At 44.3% G+C, this 19,425-nt stretch carries 18 protein-coding genes; 7 read left to right on the top strand and 11 right to left on the bottom strand.

The annotated features are described in order from the left end of the window. Positions 1 to 37: 37 nt before the first annotated feature. On the bottom strand, positions 38 to 1,417 hold the full coding sequence (locus PODO_RS07245) for an ABC transporter substrate-binding protein (protein WP_038569423.1): 1,380 nt from the start codon (positions 1,415 to 1,417) through the stop codon (positions 38 to 40). A 270-nt stretch (positions 1,418 to 1,687) separates the two neighbouring features. Here PODO_RS07245 and PODO_RS07240 point away from each other — a divergent pair, with 270 nt between their 5' ends. Further along, positions 1,688 to 2,536: an AraC family transcriptional regulator gene (locus tag PODO_RS07240; protein ID WP_036675751.1), complete on the top strand. Its 849-nt coding sequence runs from the start codon at positions 1,688 to 1,690 to the stop codon at positions 2,534 to 2,536. Between the two features lie 123 nt (positions 2,537 to 2,659). Here the strand turns inward: PODO_RS07240 and PODO_RS07235 are convergent, their stop codons facing one another. Beyond that, the gene (locus PODO_RS07235; RefSeq protein WP_038569421.1) at positions 2,660 to 3,118 is read right to left on the bottom strand and encodes an Lrp/AsnC family transcriptional regulator; all 459 of its coding nucleotides are present in this window, start codon (positions 3,116 to 3,118) and stop codon (positions 2,660 to 2,662) included. Between the two features lie 172 nt (positions 3,119 to 3,290). Here PODO_RS07235 and PODO_RS07230 point away from each other — a divergent pair, with 172 nt between their 5' ends. Both PODO_RS07230 and PODO_RS07225 read left to right on the top strand, forming a co-directional pair. Then, positions 3,291 to 4,466 carry a serine hydrolase domain-containing protein gene (locus PODO_RS07230; protein ID WP_052096869.1) on the top strand — a complete coding sequence of 392 codons (1,176 nt, stop codon included), beginning with the start codon at positions 3,291 to 3,293 and terminating at the stop codon, positions 4,464 to 4,466. 117 nt (positions 4,467 to 4,583) lie between these two features. Beyond that, the gene (locus PODO_RS07225) at positions 4,584 to 5,792 is read left to right on the top strand and encodes an MFS transporter (RefSeq protein WP_052096867.1); all 1,209 of its coding nucleotides are present in this window, start codon (positions 4,584 to 4,586) and stop codon (positions 5,790 to 5,792) included. A 182-nt stretch (positions 5,793 to 5,974) separates the two neighbouring features. Here the strand turns inward: PODO_RS07225 and PODO_RS29915 are convergent, their stop codons facing one another. The 4 genes from PODO_RS29915 to PODO_RS07205 form a co-directional block, all read right to left on the bottom strand. Further along, complete coding sequence (locus PODO_RS29915) at positions 5,975 to 7,135, bottom strand: serine hydrolase domain-containing protein (protein WP_052096865.1); 1,161 nt, start codon at positions 7,133 to 7,135, stop codon at positions 5,975 to 5,977. Between the two features lie 150 nt (positions 7,136 to 7,285). Beyond that, positions 7,286 to 8,119: a metallophosphoesterase family protein gene (locus tag PODO_RS07215; RefSeq protein WP_038569419.1), complete on the bottom strand. Its 834-nt coding sequence runs from the start codon at positions 8,117 to 8,119 to the stop codon at positions 7,286 to 7,288. A 303-nt stretch (positions 8,120 to 8,422) separates the two neighbouring features. Beyond that, positions 8,423 to 9,121, bottom strand: coding sequence for an SDR family oxidoreductase (locus PODO_RS07210; protein WP_038569417.1), 699 nt, complete (start codon positions 9,119 to 9,121; stop codon positions 8,423 to 8,425). Next, positions 9,121 to 9,591: a VOC family protein gene (locus PODO_RS07205; RefSeq protein WP_038569415.1), complete on the bottom strand. Its 471-nt coding sequence runs from the start codon at positions 9,589 to 9,591 to the stop codon at positions 9,121 to 9,123. The genes PODO_RS07210 and PODO_RS07205 overlap by 1 nt, the downstream gene beginning before the upstream one ends. Positions 9,592 to 9,854: 263 nt before the next feature. On the opposite strand from PODO_RS07205, the gene PODO_RS07200 reads away from it, so the two are divergent. The 3 genes from PODO_RS07200 to PODO_RS07190 are packed head-to-tail and all read left to right on the top strand — an operon-like array spanning position 9,855 to position 12,879. Further along, entirely contained in the window at positions 9,855 to 10,736 is an 882-nt protein-coding gene (locus PODO_RS07200; RefSeq protein ID WP_038569413.1) for a carbohydrate ABC transporter permease, read from the top strand. Beyond that, entirely contained in the window at positions 10,736 to 11,575 is an 840-nt protein-coding gene (locus tag PODO_RS07195; RefSeq protein WP_036675762.1) for a carbohydrate ABC transporter permease, read from the top strand. Before PODO_RS07200 ends, PODO_RS07195 begins: the two co-directional genes overlap by 1 nt. A 38-nt stretch (positions 11,576 to 11,613) precedes the next feature. After that, a complete protein-coding gene (locus PODO_RS07190; protein WP_038569411.1) occupies positions 11,614 to 12,879 on the top strand; it encodes an ABC transporter substrate-binding protein in 1,266 nt (421 codons plus the stop codon). 98 nt (positions 12,880 to 12,977) lie between these two features. Here the strand turns inward: PODO_RS07190 and PODO_RS07185 are convergent, their stop codons facing one another. Continuing rightward, the gene (locus PODO_RS07185) at positions 12,978 to 13,559 is read right to left on the bottom strand and encodes a TetR/AcrR family transcriptional regulator (protein ID WP_036675766.1); all 582 of its coding nucleotides are present in this window, start codon (positions 13,557 to 13,559) and stop codon (positions 12,978 to 12,980) included. 294 nt (positions 13,560 to 13,853) lie between these two features. Here PODO_RS07185 and PODO_RS07180 point away from each other — a divergent pair, with 294 nt between their 5' ends. Next, a complete protein-coding gene (locus tag PODO_RS07180; RefSeq protein ID WP_235219372.1) occupies positions 13,854 to 15,296 on the top strand; it encodes a DHA2 family efflux MFS transporter permease subunit in 1,443 nt (480 codons plus the stop codon). Between the two features lie 130 nt (positions 15,297 to 15,426). Here the strand turns inward: PODO_RS07180 and PODO_RS29910 are convergent, their stop codons facing one another. From PODO_RS29910 to PODO_RS07160, 4 genes are all read right to left on the bottom strand, one after another. Then, the gene (locus PODO_RS29910) at positions 15,427 to 16,413 is read right to left on the bottom strand and encodes a stalk domain-containing protein (protein WP_169744747.1); all 987 of its coding nucleotides are present in this window, start codon (positions 16,411 to 16,413) and stop codon (positions 15,427 to 15,429) included. Between the two features lie 286 nt (positions 16,414 to 16,699). Next, on the bottom strand, positions 16,700 to 17,572 hold the full coding sequence (locus PODO_RS07170; protein WP_038569409.1) for a hypothetical protein: 873 nt from the start codon (positions 17,570 to 17,572) through the stop codon (positions 16,700 to 16,702). An 81-nt stretch (positions 17,573 to 17,653) separates the two neighbouring features. Then, positions 17,654 to 18,787, bottom strand: a complete 1,134-nt coding sequence (locus PODO_RS07165) for a hypothetical protein (RefSeq protein ID WP_038569407.1) — start codon at positions 18,785 to 18,787, stop codon at positions 17,654 to 17,656. Next, positions 18,769 to 19,326: an RNA polymerase sigma factor gene (locus PODO_RS07160; RefSeq protein WP_036675772.1), complete on the bottom strand. Its 558-nt coding sequence runs from the start codon at positions 19,324 to 19,326 to the stop codon at positions 18,769 to 18,771. Before PODO_RS07160 ends, PODO_RS07165 begins: the two co-directional genes overlap by 19 nt. Between the last annotated feature and the right edge of the window lie 99 nt (positions 19,327 to 19,425).

Here is a 19,425-nt window from a genome sequence, read left to right as displayed (position 1 = left end):
GTCTGCGATTAGCGGCCGCTTATCCTTCCAGTTCTAGTTAATCCAGTTTGAGTGAACGGAGGTTCTGATCCACTTCCTTCAGTCCATCTTTCAAATCTTTACTTCCATTCCATACAGAAGACATGGTCTGGTTCATGGTTTCTAGAATCGTATTGAACTTTACGATCAGATGATTTTCAGCTTCACGTCCATACTTAATAGCACCCTCATGGACTTGTTTGAATTCCGCTTTATCCATCCCAATCTGCGAGGATATTTTTTCGTACCACAGTTCAAACAAGCTGCTGTCCGCTGGCGTTCTACCGACATCATTCATATAGCGATAGGCGCCTCCACCGGTTTTGGGATCGGCCAGATATCTGACAAATTCCCAGGCTTCATCCGAATGTTTACTTGAGTTTGAGATGCTCCATGGGTCCACAAAAAGTGTCACTTTGCGGCCATCATGGTAGGGAACAGCTGCGACACCCCAGCGAAAGTCCGCTTTTTCATAAGAACCCAATCCCCAACCTCCATTAATGTACATGGCAACTTTCCCCGTCATGAACACATCTCCAAGCTGAGCCGCGGCAGACACAGTCTGTTGGTCCGGTGCAACCTTATACTTGTTAATTAAATCGAGGTTAAATTGTAACGCTTCAATATTTTTTTCGTTAAGTAGATCCGGCTCCCCCATAACCCCTGAGGTATACGCTTCTGGCTTAAAAAAATCACCGCCAAATGACCAAGCCATAGCATTCGGACTAAGGCCGCTTGCAAATCCGAATACCTGCTTGCGTACATTACCTACATCATGAGAAAGCTTTTGAGCAATTTCTAACATTTTATCGTAGTTCCATGAAGTGTCATCCCAGTCCGTTGTTGGATAAGGAATACCCTGCTGATCGAATAAATCCTTATTGTAAAACAGATACGTCGCATTGCTGACAAGCGGAATTCCGAAAAATTTATCATCAATTTTATATACATCCAGCAAATCCTTATCCATCGTATCCAGCTCTGGAGCCCCTTTTTCAATGTAAGGCGTTAAGTCCTTCAGGGCACCCATCTTCATATAAGTAGCAAAGCCGCTGTCCGCCTGGTTCGGATTCCACACATCAGGAGCGTTGCCGCTTGAGATCATAGTGGTCAATTTCTGATCGAACTGATCATACGGAATATTCTCAAGATGAACTTTAATATTAGGATGAGTGGCTTCGAACGAAGCAATCGTCTCGTCTTGCCAAGCTTTTTTATCCGGATCTGCAGCCATCACCCAATTAATCTCTACTGTCTCTCCCTTATTACTCTGCACACCTGAAGGATCGATAGTAGATTCCTTATCACCAGATCCGGCACATGCCGACAATGACATTCCGAGAACTGCAACGGGTAGAAATGTAGAAAGAAGGTTCTTTTTTAAGAATTGAGATTTCATTTTTATGTCCCACCTTTTTTCATTTTTCGTTTAAAATCGTTCAAAGTATCTCTAATTTCAGCATAAGTTTACATATAGATTACACAATTCGATAATTTATATAACATTCTAATTTTCTCTTCACACCCCCTTTGCTAAACCATTCGGAACAACTTCATCATAGCGTCTAAAAATATGATTTTCAGCACATATATTCACTAAATATATTGTTTTTCTGCATATATTCTTGTTAATATAGTTGACATACAACTGAATTGGGAGGGATAGCAAATGGAAACCAATTTTTATGAAGTACAAAAATTCGACATCAGTCGAGAGAAAAAAAGTCAATCCAGCATGCCTACACGACATTACCATAACGGTTATGAGGTTTTTTACATGGTTTCGGGAGATATTTGCTATTTCATAGAGGATAAGGCTTATCAGGTTGTCGGGGGTTCTCTATTGCTGATTGACATCAATAAAATTCATAAGCTTGTCAATTCGAGTGGGGAGACCTTTGAACGAATAACACTTGTATTTAAACGCGAGTTCCTCGAAGATCTGTTTCCGAACAATAAGACGCTTGATTTGCTGTCCACTTTTACACGAGATTGTCATCTGCTTCGATTTAATGGTTCTGAACAAAACTTTATCGAGAAATTATTCAATAAAATGGTCTCTGAATTTACGAAGCAACCTCCCGGCTATGAATTCTATCTAAAAACACTTATGTTTGAGCTGCTTATTTATATTTATCGCCACCAGGAAGCGATGCCTCCTGCAATCACTGAAGAAATCAGTGTAGTGAACAAAAAAATATTTGAAATTGTTGACTATCTCAACCGTTATTACGACCAACGTCATTCCATACGCGATATTGCCAACAGATTCTATATCAGTCCTTCCTACTTCTGCAAAACTTTTCGTGATAGTACAGGCTTCACCTTTACAGAATATTTGAATAATGTGCGGATAAAGGAAGCTCGTGCCTTGTTAATTAATACTGCCTTTAAAGTAGCCAAAATAGCTGAAAATGTTGGATTTGATAATATGACTCACTTTGGTCGGGTATTTAAGGAAATCACCGGGCTTTCTCCATTAAAATACCGCCAGACTTATAAAATAGAGAGTCCATGATGTATCTACGAAAAAGGAGCAGCTGCAATCATTTTTATTACAATATCCACACCAAAAAGACTCCTCTATTTATATAGAAGAGTCTTTTTTTGTTGCGACAGGCTAACGGATTATGTTTAAAATCTAACTCAGTAAGTTTAGGCTTGCTTCTTCAAGCGATGGTATAAGAAATTTATGATCGATTGGCGATGACATCACGATTAGAATGGTGTAGGTACCGTATTTATCACATTGATTTCCGAATTCCTCGAGGGCTCGTGTAGAGTCGGTTACTACTTTCAATAAGTAGTTGTGTTCCCCACTTATACGGTTACATTCGACGACATCAGGACTTGAGCGGCAGAAATCAAGGAATGCATTACAATCCCTAGAATGAAATAACATGTAGGCAGCAGCATGTTTCCCAATCTTTTCAGGAGAAATTATGGTGCGATATTCGCTGATGATGCCTTTTTCCTCCATACGCCTAACTCTCTCCGTAACCGCAGGTTGCGATAAACCGACACATTTCCCCAGCTCTGTCATAGAAATTCTTGCTTGATTTTGAAGATGGAAAAGAATTTGCTTATCAACATGGTCCATCAAAATCGCCTCCTTTAAATTTAAGGTGTTCTATATTAACTAGCTTGTAATTAACCGTTATAAGGCTAATTTAACTTAGTTGCCTTATGTAATCAAGATAACTCGTTATATATAATAACCCTACAATAGTAAAGTGTTCCTGGCTTTAACTATTCCGAAGGGATGAAGACAGATGAGTATATTGGATTCAAACAAAATAAATACAGAATGTTTATCAGGTCGCATCGATAGAGTAATCGATCGAACCCTCGCTGACAAGCGTTTGGTCGGTGCTGTCATTAAAGTGATGATAGATGGGGAACTGGTTTATAGCCGTGCTGCCGGTTTTGCCGACCGTGAGATAGGCCGACTTATGCGAGAAGATGCCTTATTCCGGCTAGCTTCAGTTACTAAACCTATCATTTCAACGGCAGCCCTAGTATTAGTTGCGCAAGGTCGTCTACAGCTGGACGACCGCGTTGATCGTTGGCTTCCAGAGTTTCAGCCGCGTTTGCAGAATGGCGAGTTCGCGACCTTGACGATTCGTCATTTGATGACGCACACCGCAGGCCTGTCTTACCGATTTTTTCAAGAAGAGAAGGGTTCCTATCAGTCAGCAGGGGTATCAGATGGTATGGATCAGCCCGGCATCACGTTGGAAGAGAACCTGCGTCGTCTTGCCTCTGTCCCCCTCCTTTATACGCCAGGTACCGAGTGGAAATATTCCATCGCGACAGATGTACTGGGAGCAGTAATTGCAAAGGTCACAGAAACACCGCTTAGTGAAGCTGTACATTCACTCGTGACAAAGCCGCTTGGCATGAGCGACACGGGTTTTATTGCAGTTGACCGAGAACGGCTGGCCACTTCCTATGCCAATGATACTCCAGAGCCACGGCCCTTACTTGAGCCCGACAGTATTGCCTTTGTGGAGGGAACGGCTGGGTTCCTGCTTGCCCCTAGCCGAGCATTTGACACTACTGCCTATCCTTCTGGAGGATCTGGCATGGTCGGCAGCGCCGGAGACTTTTTGCAACTGCTGGAAACATTACGTAAGGGCGGAGCGCCGCTGCTACCAGAGTCACTGGTTCACGATATGACGACCAACCAGATCGGTGATCTGCCAATGGCCTTCTGGCCAGGACGAGGCTTTGGCCTAGGCATTACTGTACTAAAGGATCCTGTCGCCGCAGACACTCCGGAATCCCCGGGTACTTGGCGCATGGGTGGCACTTATGGTCATTCGTGGTTCGTCGATCCGAAGCAACGCCTCAGTGCCGTGGCTTTCACTAATACTGCACTGGAAGGCATGTCGGGTCAGTTTACTGTTGACCTTTGTGATGCCATTTATGATAGACGTAATAAATAGAGCAAGAAAACAAGGTGCCTGGGTCCGGAATGAACCGGCCTAGGCGCTCTGTCTAGTAGACCTATTCGTCGTGTGTATCATGAGTTTGCTAAAATTATATAAGAGAGGGGCTTCTCTATGAGCCAAAACACATCTTCTGCCACACAAAGTGCCTCCAGCACTCCCTCTTCTGAACGTCTGCCATGGGCTGGATTACTCGCCCTAGCCATGACGGGGTTTATCTGTATTCTTACCGAAACGATTCCGGCCGGCTTGTTGCTCCAAATAGGTGAGGGGCTTGGAGTCTCCGAGGCCCTTGCAGGTCAACTTGTCACTTTGTACGCCCTGGGTTCACTGTTGGCGGCGATTCCCTTAACTACCGTGACGCGTGGATGGCGGCGGCGACCACTGCTACTAATGTGCATCCTTGGTTTTCTCATATTCAACACCGTCACCACTTTTTCTTCCAATTATATACTTACGCTGATAGCTCGGTTCTTCGCAGGCGTATCCGCTGGAGTCTTATGGGGGATGATAGCAGGTTACGCCCGGCGCATGGTTCCGGAGTCACTCAAGGGACGAGCAATGGCCGTAGCCATGGTTGGCACGCCTCTCGCTCTGGCACTCGGTGTCCCTGCGGGAACACTTCTTGGCACCCTTGTAGGCTGGCGCTCTATCTTCGGGATCCTGTCGCTATTGGCTCTGATGCTAATCGCTTGGGTGTTTTGGAAGCTACCGGACTATCCAGGAGAGGCCCCTGATAAGCGACTCCCTCTCTACAAGGTTTTTGTTATTCCGGGGGTACGGCCGGTACTGTTTGTTGTTCTGGCATGGGTACTGGCACACAACATCTTGTATACCTACATTGCCCCCTATCTTACTCAGGCCGGGCTAACCCAGCGCGTTGACTTGGTACTGCTTATTTTCGGCATTACAGCGCTTGTTGGCATCTGGGTCATCGGTATTTTGATCGACCGCAAGCTGCGTCCATTGGTTCTGATCAGCCTCGCTGCTTTCGCCTTGTCATCCATTGTACTAGGCATTAGTAGCAGCCAGCCCGTAGTGATCTATTTAGTGGTTGGTGTATGGGGGTTGACGTTTGGAGGAGCGGCTACTTTGCTACAGACAGCCGTTGCCGAAACCGCTGGCGAAAGTGCAGATGTGGCCCAATCGATGTTGGTGACGGCATGGAACCTAGCTATTGGCGGTGGCGGCGTGATGGGCGGGATTCTTATTGAAACACTTGGTGTCCGCTCCTTCCCGTGGGTAATGTTTATACTATTGATTCTTGCGCTGCTAGTAGCGTGGCGTGCTAAAGATTACGGATTTCCTTCAAGGAAGCGTTAAGCACACACATAAGGATTCCTGCCACAATCATCGAGTTTACAGATAACAGTAGCTGAACAAGAGATTTTTTAAAAAATAAGCCAGTGGTGCATATTAGATAGGACTAATATATGCCACTGGCTTTCTTATATTAGATTTTATAAAATCAACCCTTGATAAATTCTTGCAGATCCTTGGCCGAATTACAGATCTGTGATCGCTGCCAGAACGGTATTATTGAAATAATCAACATACATATTTTTAAATGGCTTCTGGTGATCCAGCTCTACGGATAAATGAACCGTCACCGTCTGATAAATCGGATCCACACAGAGGAATGGACCTGCCGCCCCCCAGTGTGAATAGGCATCAGGAGAGAGCAGATCTCCGCCGTCACGCTTCGTGCCATTAATCGCCCATCCGTATCCCCAGTACGCTTCAGGAAAAACTTCATCTCTATATTGTGAGGATACGCCCGGAATTTGATTGCGGGTCATTTCTTTTACTGTTACCGGACTAAGGAATCGTACTCCGTTATAAATTCCACCGTTAAGGAACATCTGGCCAAAAACAGCCAAATCCATAGCCGTTGAGTAAGCGCCGCCCCCCGCAGATACAGAATTCAAATTGTATTCGCTGTCTACCCATTCCGCGCATGCTGCCTCAGGAGCACGTCTAACTACTCTGTTCCGCACTTCCATTGGCACACGATAATATGTATTTTCCATTCCCAGCGGTTTAAAAATGGTTTCCTTTACGAATACATCATAAGCTTGTCCACTAACACGCCGTATGATTTCACCCAACAGCTCATAACCATATCCACAGTAAGACATCACAGTACCTGGCTCATGGCTAAGTGGTGCATCATAACCGCCATATAAGTAACTATGCAGTTCTGGATCTTGATTAGGTTCGGGTGGAGGATATTCCTCTTGCGCCTGTTTGGCAATTCCATTAGAACGAATCACATCAACCTCAATTCCAGAGGTATGTGTCAACAAATGATGTACGCATACCTTTGTTTTGTTTTCCCCTGTAAATTCGGGGATGTAATCAGAAACCGGCCTATTTAGACCCACTTTCCCTTGTTCCACTAACATCATAATAGCGGTTGCAGTAAATAGTTTTGTTATGGAACAGAGTGGAAATATAGTATCCACGGTTAATTCCGCTGCGTCTGCTTCAGGGCCGGTTTTTCCATTCGCTTGATGGACCAGCAGCGTCCCCTTTCTCGCAGCAACAATAACTTGCGCAGGTGTGATATTGTCTTCAACCATTTGCGCGGCGGCTGTACGAATGCGCTCCACACCAAAGGCCGAGACACCCGCCTGTTCTAAAGAATTAAATACTAACCCTCTCATCGGTAGCCCTCCAATATGATTCATTTAATACATATATAAACTATTATACAAATATATTAAATAATCCTGCTAGCTTACTATTATCCTGTGACTGAATTGTTGCTAAAGCTGACCCCGGTTTCTCCCGAAAATCAGCTTAGCTTTGTTTTACTAATTGACCGCTACCTTAAAAGCATCCACATTAAATGTTGTCCCGTTGATGGATAATGTGGCATTGTAATAACCCCGATCGCCATTTGTTTTGCATTTATATTCCCCGGAACATCCGCATACAAAAAATTTAGTTTTATTGTAACCGGGATATATATTACTAAGTTTTTGGTAAAACAGATGTCCATGATGCGTAAAAATAGCTAGCACCTTATCTCTCACTTTTGTAGGAATGGATGAAAAAAACTTATTCGTCTCCGATGCGCTTAATACATGGGTTGGGTCCACCGTAATCCCGCTCACTTTGAGGGGCCAATGAAAATCTATAATATAATAAAGACTATCATCTAAATTTTTCAACAAATTTATACTACCCGGAGTGAACCGTCCAAGCGCACAATTAAGCCATACATACTTGACCTTCCCCTGAGTACCCGGGAAATTCATTTGCCCTTCATCAGCACCTAAATATTGTCTGAATAAGGACTGTGTACTTGCCTCCCAATTTCCTATAGATGCTTTATAAGGAATACTCCCGAGCGTGCTTGTTACCGTATCCTTGAAGTCCTTGTAGTAAGCATTCGCATTATTTCCATGATTAGCTCCCGCTTGCGTATTATCTCCTCCAAAAATAACAAATCTCTTATTCCCGCTATTCACAGCTTTAGGCAAAAGATTCCTAAAAATGCTTGCGCTGTTTCCATACCCCACATGACTATCACCAATAACCGCAAAGTTAATGATTTGTGCTTTTGCCTTAAGAATTAAACTACGTTTAGGCTGCAGTCTGGAGGCAGGTCTTCTTCTCCTACTAGGTTTCACCTGTCTTTTCATCTTAGATTCACCTCTTTTAAAATGGATGAAGGATCATAGTAGTATTTATATTCGCTTTACCTTAGGGACTCTTGGACCAATGGATTCATCTAGGAGATTAGTTCCTCTTATACTTTGTGGTCATTTATGCGGCTTGTCCCAAACGGGAGATTATAATTAGTCCCATAGAAATGAATAATATAATACCATTCATAGACTTATTTATTGATTAAGAAATAAATAAGCATATAGAAAAATCAAAAAGAGGTAACTCAGAAGCCACGAATGGCTATTGAGTTACCTCTTTTAGTTAGAACACTCTACTTAAATCTTCATATCCTTACCCGTATAATCTACAAACATGAAATGACCTTCCGGTGTTGTCCGCTTCTCGATCAAGTCCATGATGCCCTCAGCACTTTGGGTCGGATTCGTTGGCGCCTCTGCCCCGCCCATCTCCGTATGCATCCAGCCAGGATGTACGCCGAGTACTTGTACCCCTCGTTCTTTTAAATACACATGCAGTTGCTGTGAGAACATATTAAGTGCCGTTTTGGAGATGGAATATGGATAGTCTCCCGAATAAGCATTAGTAATGCTGCCTGCTTCCGACGATATATTGATAATCGAAAGTTTGGGTTCAGTGAGCAGCGGCAAGAAATGCTTAACCACCCGCATCGGTCCGTAAAGATTAATATCCATCGTGGTAAGCATATCTTGGAAATCAAGTTCTTCAATCTGTGTGTCCCTGGCGGTCAGCACCGCCGCATTATTAATAATGGCACCAAGCGTCCGGCCTTGTCCTTGCAGAATCGCAGCAAGCGCTGCGATTCCTTCTTCATCCGTCACGTCCAGCGCGGCCACAGTCAGCTTCTCGCCATAGGTCGCAGCAAGCTGGGATAGTGCTGTTTGTTCCTGATCAGGACGGCGAACCCCGGCAATGACTCCATGCCCCCGCTTCAATGCCTCAGCCGCCAGCTCATAACCCAATCCACGTCCGGCACCAGTAATTAGTATATTCACTATAAATCCTCTCCTTTATCCTTATCGTTCTCCAGCAGTTCCACAATCATCTTTAACTCCTTGAACGTGTCCAGATAAGCATAACGCCCCCCGGTATACTCACCCTTTTGCTGGAGTGGGAACCCTTTGCCTTCGAGCAGCATAATCTTCTCCTTCATTCCTTCAACCACAAAAGCAATATGATGAGGTCCCTCACCATGCTCATTCAAATAATCACGCCACGTACTGGGCTGCTGATCTGGCTCAATCAGCTCAAGCTGCAGGGAGCCCATATCAAAAAAAGCCAGCTTAGCCCGCGCCACCGTCGCCTCGCCATTATACCGAGTCTGCGCCTTATCTTCTGTATCTGTAACGATAATTTCCGGCTTCTCCAGTCCAAAAAACTCCGCATAAGCCGTGCTTACCTTTTCAACATCATTCACCAAAATTCCAATCTGCGTAACAAAATGATTCCCAAGCCATCCTGACATGTACTCTACCTCCCATTTGTCTGACAAGTCCACCATACCGATTCTTTGAAAAGGCTGTCAAGCCTGAAAAGAAATCGCTCCGGGCCAGTGAAAATTATCCAGAGAAAGTCCAGCCGACTTCGGCGCTATCATAGGCATTTATACCTCTCCAGATGCCGCAACTGGTTAAGAATATTTGGTGCGCGATGTTACTTTTTGTTTCGGTTAATGACCAATTCGGTTATAGAATGAAAAGTTTAAATTAACAAAAGGGGTGAGGAACGATGGACCATAGAAAAAGATCACGCCTGATGCAGCAGTTTATTTTTGTCGGGCCAACTTCCTTATTTTTCTTTATTATTGTGCTGATTCCTTTCTTTTTGGGACTCTATTATTCATTTACCAGCTGGAACGGAATCTCGCGGCATGTGGAGTGGACCGGGCTGCGGAACTATCTACATATTTTCACCAAGGACCCTTCCTTTCTTAATTCATTCTGGTTCACGGCGAAGTTCACTATCTTCGGTCTAGTGCTGACCAATCTGCTTGGCTTCACACTCGCTTATGTGCTGACGCGTAAACTGTTCACACGCAATGTCCTGAGAACGGTATTTTTTGTACCGCATGTCATTGGCGGACTTTTGCTCGGGTTTATTTGGCAGTTTATTTTTGTCAGAGGATTCTCCTCTATTGGGCAGGCCACCGGCTGGTCCTTCTTTAATCTTCCATGGTTAGGCACCGGAGGGACAGCATTCTGGGCGATTGTTATCGTATTTGTCTGGCAAAATGCGGGATATCTGATGGTGATCTACATCTCTGCTATCAACAATGTTCCCCAAAGCCTAATTGAAGCGTCCAAAGTGGATGGAGCCGGACGTTTTCAGGCCTTGCGCCATGTCACTCTTCCACTGGTCATGCCCGCTGTAACTGTTTGTCTATTTCTATCTATCTCTTGGTCCTTTAAGCTGTTTGACCTCAACCTGTCGCTGACCAAGGGTGGACCCTTTAAAGCTACCGAATCTGTAGCCTTGAATATTTACAATGAAGCCTATACCATCAGTCGGTTCGGAATGGGCTCGGCCAAAGCGATGGTTTTCTTCGTCATCGTGGCTTTGATTTCCCTATTACAGGTTAGAGCAACCAAGAAAAGAGAGGTGGAGCTGTAATGGAGACTACCGCCAAGAAATTTAATGTTCCCCTGCTTCTCATCGAAGTGATTGTAATCCTGCTGGGACTTCTATTTTTAGTGCCATTTTACTTTTTGCTGGCTAACTCAGTGAAAAGCTATAGTGAAATACTATCAGACTCTGCTGCGCTGCCTTCAGCACTCCAGTGGAGCAACTACGCGGAAGCTTGGAAAGCTACCAATTTCCCTCGCGCTTTCCTGAACTCTTTTATCATCACGGTGATTAGTAATATTCTGCTAGCATTCCTTTGCTCCATGTGCGCTTACAAAATGGTCCGCAACAACAGCTTGTATAACCGTGTGCTCTATATTGCATTAGTAGCCGCCATGGTTATCCCATTTCAATCTATTATGATCCCGCTGGTGCAGGTCGTCAGCGGCTTGGGCGTTATGGATTCAACCGCCGGTTTGATTTTAGCGTATCTTGGGTTTGGCGCCCCGATGACTGTTTTTCTATTCCACGGCTTCGTCAAATCGGTACCTCTCGATATAGAGGAAGCTTCAAGAGTAGATGGAAGCAGTCCTTATGGTACCTTTTTCCGGATTGTTCTTCCGCTTATGCAACCGATTATCGTCACCGTCATCATACTGAACACCCTGTGGATCTGGAACGATTACTTGATGCCATCGCTTATTCTGCAGGATCCGGTGCTCCGCACCATTCCCATCGCCACTTATAGCTTTTTCGGACAATATACGAAGCAGTGGGATTTGGCGCTTCCAGGACTTGTGCTCGGGATTACGCCGGTGGTCATCTTTTTCCTAGTAATGCAAAAATATATTATTGAAGGCATTGCCCAAGGCTCCGTAAAGGGCTAACGATACATGTTGCTTTCAGCCAGAGAGGATGAATAAATATGAGAACAAAACGTGGAATTCTCCTCGCATGCTCCCTGCTGCTGGCTGCTCTGACAGCCGGTTGCGGACGCAGCAGCGACAATGCAGACGGAGTAAAAACCGTGCATATCTACCAATTCAAGGTTGAAATATCCGAAGCGCTGGCTTCGCTCAAGACCGAATTCGAGAAAGAACATCCCGATATTAAGCTTGAGGTGCAAAGCGTGGGAGGCGGGACCGATTATGGCGCCTCGCTGCGTGCCAAATTCTCTTCCGGAGATGAGCCGGATATCTTCACCATCGGCGGCAACAATGAACGTGATATGTGGCTGGAATATCTGGAGGACCTGAGCGGCGAAGCTTGGGCCAAGGATGTAAAGCCACTCGCAGCAGAACAAATGACCATCGATGGCAAACTCTATGGGATGCCGATGAATCTGGAAGGATACGGCTTCATCTATAATAAGGATCTATTTAAGAAAGCCGGAATCACCGAGAAGCCATTGACGCTAACCGCTCTGCGCGAAGCCTCCGAGAAGTTAAAAGCGGCAGGCATCACACCTTTTGCGAATGGTTACCAAGAATGGTTCGTGCTTGGCAATCATAATGTAAACGTACCTTTCGCCCAGCAGCCTGATCCGGAGGCATTCATCGCCGGACTTACAGACGGTTCCAAAACCTTCGCCGGAGACCCTATTTTCTCCAAGTGGATCGATCTACTTGACCTTACTGTAGAGTACGGCAATAAGAACCCGCTCTCGACCGACTATAATACTCAAGTCACTATGCTAGCGAGCGGTGAAGCTGCGATGATGCAGCAGGGTAACTGGACACAAGGACAGATCGACGGCATCGATCCCAATCTTAATCTGGGCCTCCTGCCCATGCCCATTGACGACACTCCCGAAGACAACGACAAGCTTTATGTAGGCGTACCCAGCAATTGGGTTATCAATAAAAACTCTCCCGTTAAGGAGGAGGCCAAGGTCTTCCTGAATTGGCTCGTCACCTCCGAGACCGGAAAAAAATATATCACCAAGGAATTCCAATTCATCCCTGCGCTCGACAACATTAAGGGAACCGAAGAAGATCTTGGAGCACTAGGTGCTGAGGTGCTGGCCTATACCGATAAAGATCAAGCGCTGACCTGGAACTGGACCCGTCTGCCGAACGGGATGCCACAGGAATTATCCAGCAGCATACAAGGGTATCTCGGCGGCAAGCTGACCAAAGAAGGGATGTTGAAGGAATTCCAAGTCAACTGGGATAATCTCAGTGTGCAGTGATTTACCTGCTCTAAATACGACAAACAGCCGCGCAACGATGCGTGGCTGTTTGTTCATGTTCATTTAATTCCTCTCCGTTCATTAGTCGGAACCCGTTGCTAGTTCGCACGCAGCATACTAATTTGTCTGGCAAGATACACAGGCGTATAGGGCATGTCATCTCGGAGCCAAGAAATAACCGTGCCGATTAGAGCTGCTGAACCGTACCAAACGGCAATGTCCTTTTGTATCGGCGTCTTTGAATGATCAGCAGTCCCCTCCTTTTTCTCCTGGTGCGCAGAAATGATTTCCGCCATCAAATTAAACAGGCGATCTGTAAAAATCGGGCTTCGTTTGGATGTGAGTATGACTTTGTAGAATTTTGCATTTTCCGCAATATGCTTAAGCAGACTTTCTAATATCCTCAAATTCTCTTCATCAACCGACTGGTGATGGTTGTCATCGTTGTTCACCACTTGTAGAATGTCCTCCACCATCTCATCCGCCATCTTTTCCAGCATATCCGGGAGATCCCGATAGTGCAGATAAAAAGTAACCCGATTGATTTTAGCCCGCTCTGCAATACGATTTACTGATATTTTCTCAATATCCATTTCCTCAAGCAATTCAATCACAGCATCTCTAAGCAATTGACGTGTTCGAAGTACCCGGGGATCTGTACGTTGCGTTGTGTTATTCATCTTGTACTCTCCAATCTTTTACTTTCATATTGTAAGCTACATATTTTAGATAATTGTTGTTTTTTAAAAAGAAAAAACTACATTTTTAGAACGAATGTAAACTACTTTACATTTTTTTGCAAATTGTTGCTTGATTACATGAAAATTTCATTTATAATCTAATTCATGCATTGTAAACTATACAACACACTGTAAATTTAGTCCATGATCGACGAGTTGAAAGGATGGAGTGGAGTGAGTACAAAGACAGAAGTAACAAGCAGTTCCGTGAAAAAGGGCCCCATCTTATTCATTATGATTTTGGGCGCCTTTCTTGCGACACTGAATCAAACGGTAATGAGCGTTGCCGTTCCGGAGTTAATGCATGATTTTAATATCTCGGCGGCTACAGCTCAGTGGCTGACAACGGGGTATATGCTGGTTAATGGTGTTCTAATTCCAATTACAGCTTATCTAATGCAACGATTTACGACGCGAGAGCTTTTTCAAGCTTCTATGTTTATATTTTTGGCTGGAACGATCGTATCGGCCCTCGCGACAAACTTCCCTGTTCTGTTGACCGGGCGTATGATTCAGGCAGCTGGTGCCGGGATTATCATGCCACTGCTCACGAATGTCATCTTGACCCTGTTCCCTCCTGAAAAGAGAGGGGCTGCCATGGGGATGGTAGGGCTAGCCATTATTTTCGCACCTGCGATTGGACCTACTCTGGCTGGATATATTTTGGAACATTATTCTTGGGAGACTATGTTTTATGGCATGATTCCTTTGACCGTCATTGTAATCATATGCGGATTTATTTATTTAAAAAATGTATCAGAACGCATCTTTCCCAAGTTGGACATTGTTAGCGTAACTCTTTCTACCATTGGTTTTGGAACCTTGCTGTATGGCTTCAGCCGTGCTGCCAGTGCAGGCTGGTCGAGCGCAGAAGTGTTATTGTCTTTAGCGGCAGGTGTGCTTTCCCTTGGCTTATTTACTTGGAGACAGCTGGCTTCCCAAAATCCACTGCTTGATCTCCGGGCCTTTAAATACAATATGTTCTCCTTAACGACTGTCATCAGTATCGCAGTTACAATCGTGATGTATGCGGATATGATGCTGCTGCCTCTGTACCTGCAGAATGCCCGCGGTTTTACAGCGATGGAGTCCGGTTTGCTGCTGCTTCCCGGTGCACTCGTAATGGGATTGTTGATGCCGGTAACCGGAAAGCTGTTCGACCGGTTCGGAGCGAAATGGCTCGCCATCATCGGATTGTTAATTACAATTGCAACGACTCTAAGCTTTGTGAACTTAACCGACTCAACCAGTTACATGTATCTGGTATACATGTCAACAGGCCGCCGGATCGGGATGGCTCTCCTTCTCATGCCTATACAAACCTTGGGTCTAAATCAACTCCCCGCCAAGCTTAGTGCGCATGGTACAGCGATTTCAAATACCATTCGACAAGTAGCTGGCGCCGTCGGGACTTCCCTGCTCGTCACCGTAATGACGAGCCGTACTACAACGCATATGAAGGATATGCTGGCCTCTGGCAGCACACAGAACGGAACACAGGAACATATGATTATGGAAGCATCCATTCAAGGGATCAATGATTCCTATCTAGTGATTGTGGGAATTGGCATCCTCGGTCTGCTGCTATCTTTCTTTATTAAACGTGTTGGGCAAGCGCCTGATCCTGAGCAAGAACCCAAAGTGAAGCTAAAAAAAGTCATTGCCAAAGAAGCTTGATATATAGAAGTTATCAGCACTGTTTAAGAATCATAAAAAAGAGATCAACGATGAATGACATCGTTGATCTCTTTTTAGTTTGATCTTTATTACAACAATTAGCGACCAAACCATCTGCTAACTTGCATAACTATTTCAGTTTAAAATAGATGGACCTTTTGTCGGACTCAAGCTTGCTATCGTTTCTATAAAGAACAAGGTTGTTCTCCTTGCCTTTGATTATTGGCAGAATAACTTTACCCGAAGCTTCAAAAGAACCCGGTTTACTTGGGGTGACTTCAGGAAAATCAGCTAACAACTTTTCGATATTTTCTCCGAGAGATCCCTCAAAATAATCACTAGAGCCACCAATATAGTATTGTCCACTGGATGTTTCTACCCCCCAAATGGTAGGTGTAAAACTTGAAAGGAACTTCCGCCCTTGGTCCTGACTACCTTTTACAAGAGTGGCGTTCTTCACCTTAAGCGTTACATCAAGCAGGACATAATCTACAGCTACATCGGGATCAGTGACATGTTCCTCAAACCCAAGAGCATGTAATTGTCCGAGAGTAGTCGACGTAACCTTATTGATAGTGAAAGTATATTGAACAGATGTTGAATCACCTTTAGGGCTATAATTGTTATCAAGGTCCGTATAAGTAAAAGAAGTACCTAACTTCACTGCATCTGCAAACGAAGCGCCGCTGTTACTGGAAGTCGTAGCGGAAGATGAGGCAGCAGGCTTTGGTGTTGCCTGCGGTGTGGACTCGGTTGCAGGCGGAGTAGATACGGTTGCTGGCTTCGCAGTAGCTTGTGCAACGGTATTGTCCTTATCCGGTACAACAGATGTTGATGTTCCGCCGTTCGCCGATGTGATCACAACAGCTTGACGACTGTTATCCCATTTCACGGTTGCCCCCAGTGCTTCAGATACAGCCTTGGCGGATACATAGCTATGTCCCTCATAGATAATTGGGTACATTGTTCCTTCACTACTTGACAGGTTCACTTTCTGATTATCCACTTCAATGCTGATGGCCGCATTCTGATATGCAGAAATCTTCTTCAATGTCGTGTCTGCGTAAGCGACTGCACCCACAGCCAACAGCATTGAGCTAACTGTAATAATTGACATGACTTTTTTACTTGTTACCTTTAGCATCTTACACTCTTCTTTCATGTTTATGTATATGAATCTCGAAAATTATATCACTTTATATCGAATATTGTAAATATTGGAATGATAGGATATTCGTTCTTTATTTGTGAATACTTAAAAAAGACACATTTCCATTGCCAACGCCACATTTCGCTTTTAATCTCCTAAACAGCGTGAATACTATAGATCTTTATACTCAAACCAAAAAGCAGCCCTGGGGGCTGCCTTAATCAAATTAATTAGTAAGTGTCTTAGAATCATTCTACGCCGAAGCTTCAATGATCTGTCCTGCCAAAGCAATCAAATCCTCCTTGGTCAGGTGTCCACCGGTTTCCCGAATAATATAATTGACACGGGTCTTTGGATTCATCCATGCAACTGACTTGTACTCCATCTTATCAATAGGTGTGTATACCACCTCTTGGCCACTCACTTTTAGCTTCTGCGACTGTGCATTTGCTGGTTCGGATTCAACAGTCGTATCCTTAGGTCCTGCAGGTTCGGCAGCGATGGCAAGAACTCCTCTTTTACCATTTTTCTCTGTGGTCATATTATAGATGATGTTGATAGCTGTACGCTTCTCCTGCAATTTCTTTACATATATTTTCTTATCGGACGCCTTACCCTCGGCGATCACTTGATAGTATATCTTATCCTGTTCTTTTTTCGTCATATATGGAGAAACAATTGCCCTGAAAAAATTGTAGCCTTCCGGAGGCTCTTGCAATTGCAGTGGCATGGAGGTATTGCCGGCAGCATACTTTTCCACATATTCATTATACGTATTAAACGAAAGGGAATAATATGCACCCGCAGTGGGTGATCCCTTAGCATAGGCTTGATATTCCTTGTCATTAATATACACATATCTGATTTCTCCAGGTTTAAGCTCTTCACTTAATGCTTTCTGCTGCAGATCTTTGAGATTTTTGAATTTTTTTTGTTCCTGATCTGTTTTCGCTTTGGCAGCTTCATCGATGCCCTGAGCTATATATTTGACTTCCGCCTTAATGGCGGTTTCTTCCACAGACTGAGCAACAGACTTCTCGGCGTAAGCTTCTCCTTTGAAGCCATAACCTAAACCGAACATTAGGGTCATACTGGTCATGGCAATGAGTGTTTTTCTATTATTCATTAAAATACCTCACCTTCCTGTATATGTAGTACTCTTACATAACACTTACGTTACCGGATTTGTGACATCAAATTTCTATACTTATTTCATCATGTCGGCAGCAATTCGGATAACCTCCTCTTTGGTTAAAGAAGAAGACTCCGGTGCAGCAGTCATATCGTATACTACATTTTGTTCTGTATCCGTCCAGACAAGTCTGTATCTATACCCCAACTTTATTTCATTGTTTGTAGTTTCCGTATAGATCAGTTGGGTTCCGTTAACAAGAATATTCTGTACGATTGTGGTGTTCGTCCTTAGTAAGCTTTCCACCGTTCCGGACTTTGCCTTGATGTGTTTGGCATTAATTCTTACCATACTCTCCCCTTTTTTGTATCTCATCGACGAATAGTCATAATTAATACTGGCCGTAGCTTCTTTTTTCCACATAACCCGGTAACCGCCTTCCAGCTTTATACCATCAGTCAGGGCAAGCAGTTCATTCTCGTTGACCTCAAAATCAGGTTGTATCCATGCTTGATCAAAAACATACCCTTCTGGCAGATACTCCGGACGTGGCAAATATGGCACCTTATACTCTTCTGCTTTGGCTAAATAACTGGAATAATCATTAAATAGCATCGCAGGAATAACTCTGCCAAGCTGAGGACGTTCATCTCCAGCACCTTCCTTTTTTAACACGTAAGAAGCGCCCTCTCCCGGTAGTAATAATTTCTCTACAACTCTATATGCCTCTAAATTTTTTTCACTCAGCAGCTCTTCTTCTTTGGTCGCCACTCTCTGAGGAATTTTTACCTTTGAAGGAACTAACGGATTCTTAGATACTTCAATCGTCCCCCCTTCCTTCGTTGCAAGAAGCGGCTCGTATGGCAGCACCTCATATTGAAATTTGGCAGCTTGCCAGGGACTCTCCTTAAACAAGGAATAGCTGCCTCCTACCAAGACAACCAGGATCAGCACCGCTGCCCATCTCCTTACAGGCCTGCTCCACATGCGCTTACGGTATCGTTTGGCATAGGTTTCTGGCTCCACTCTATGCATAATATCTGGGATGTCCCCCTCCTGTTGGTGAGGTACAGGCTTAACAGCAAGGTGACCATTACCTAGCCCGATGGCTTGCATTACAGAATCATGAACATCAACCAGCGGAAGTTTGGCAGAATTATCCCCCTCCTTCAGAAACAACTCTTCGGAAGTCAATTCGTCCTTGCGCATAGTTGTTTCTCCTTTCTTTCAATGACTTCTCTGAGCTTGCACCTTGTCCGCTCGTACCGTTTCCTAACTGTGACCGTACTTTTACCCAGAATTTCACTAATTTCTGCAAATGATTTATCTTCAAAAATGCGCAAAATCAACAGATTGCGTTCCTCCACGCTAAGCTTTTCCAGGGCAGAGGCCACGGATTCACTGAACAACTGATTTTCTACCATTTGTTCAGCGCTTTTAGTGGTTACATCCTGTCTGAGTAATTTTCGCAGCTGATTTTGAAATTTCTTCCGGCGCAGTTGATTCAGGCAATGATTATAAGAAACCCTGTAGAGCCATGAGTTAAAACTCACCTGAGACTCAAAATGGCCGATGTTCTGGTAAGCCTTAATAAATATGTCCTGAACCGCATCCTCGGCTTCTTCCTTATTGTTCAACAAGCGAAAGCAGTAGAGGTAGATCCGTTGTTGGTAGAGTCTGATAATATCTGAAAAAAGGTAGACTTCCCCCGCTTGTACCCGCTTTATCTTTTCTTCAATAGAGTCCACGACTGTCTCCTTTCTACTATCAGTACAGTTATAACACTTGAGCGGTCTGTTTCGTGACATTTTTTTCCGTTTTAGCTCCAATTTAACGGAACATACACA

Source organism: Paenibacillus odorifer, from assembly GCF_000758725.1.
Taxonomy (GTDB): domain Bacteria; phylum Bacillota; class Bacilli; order Paenibacillales; family Paenibacillaceae; genus Paenibacillus_AQ; species Paenibacillus_AQ odorifer.
Note: the sequence above shows the minus strand (reverse complement) of the source record. Positions and strands in the feature narration are given on the sequence as shown.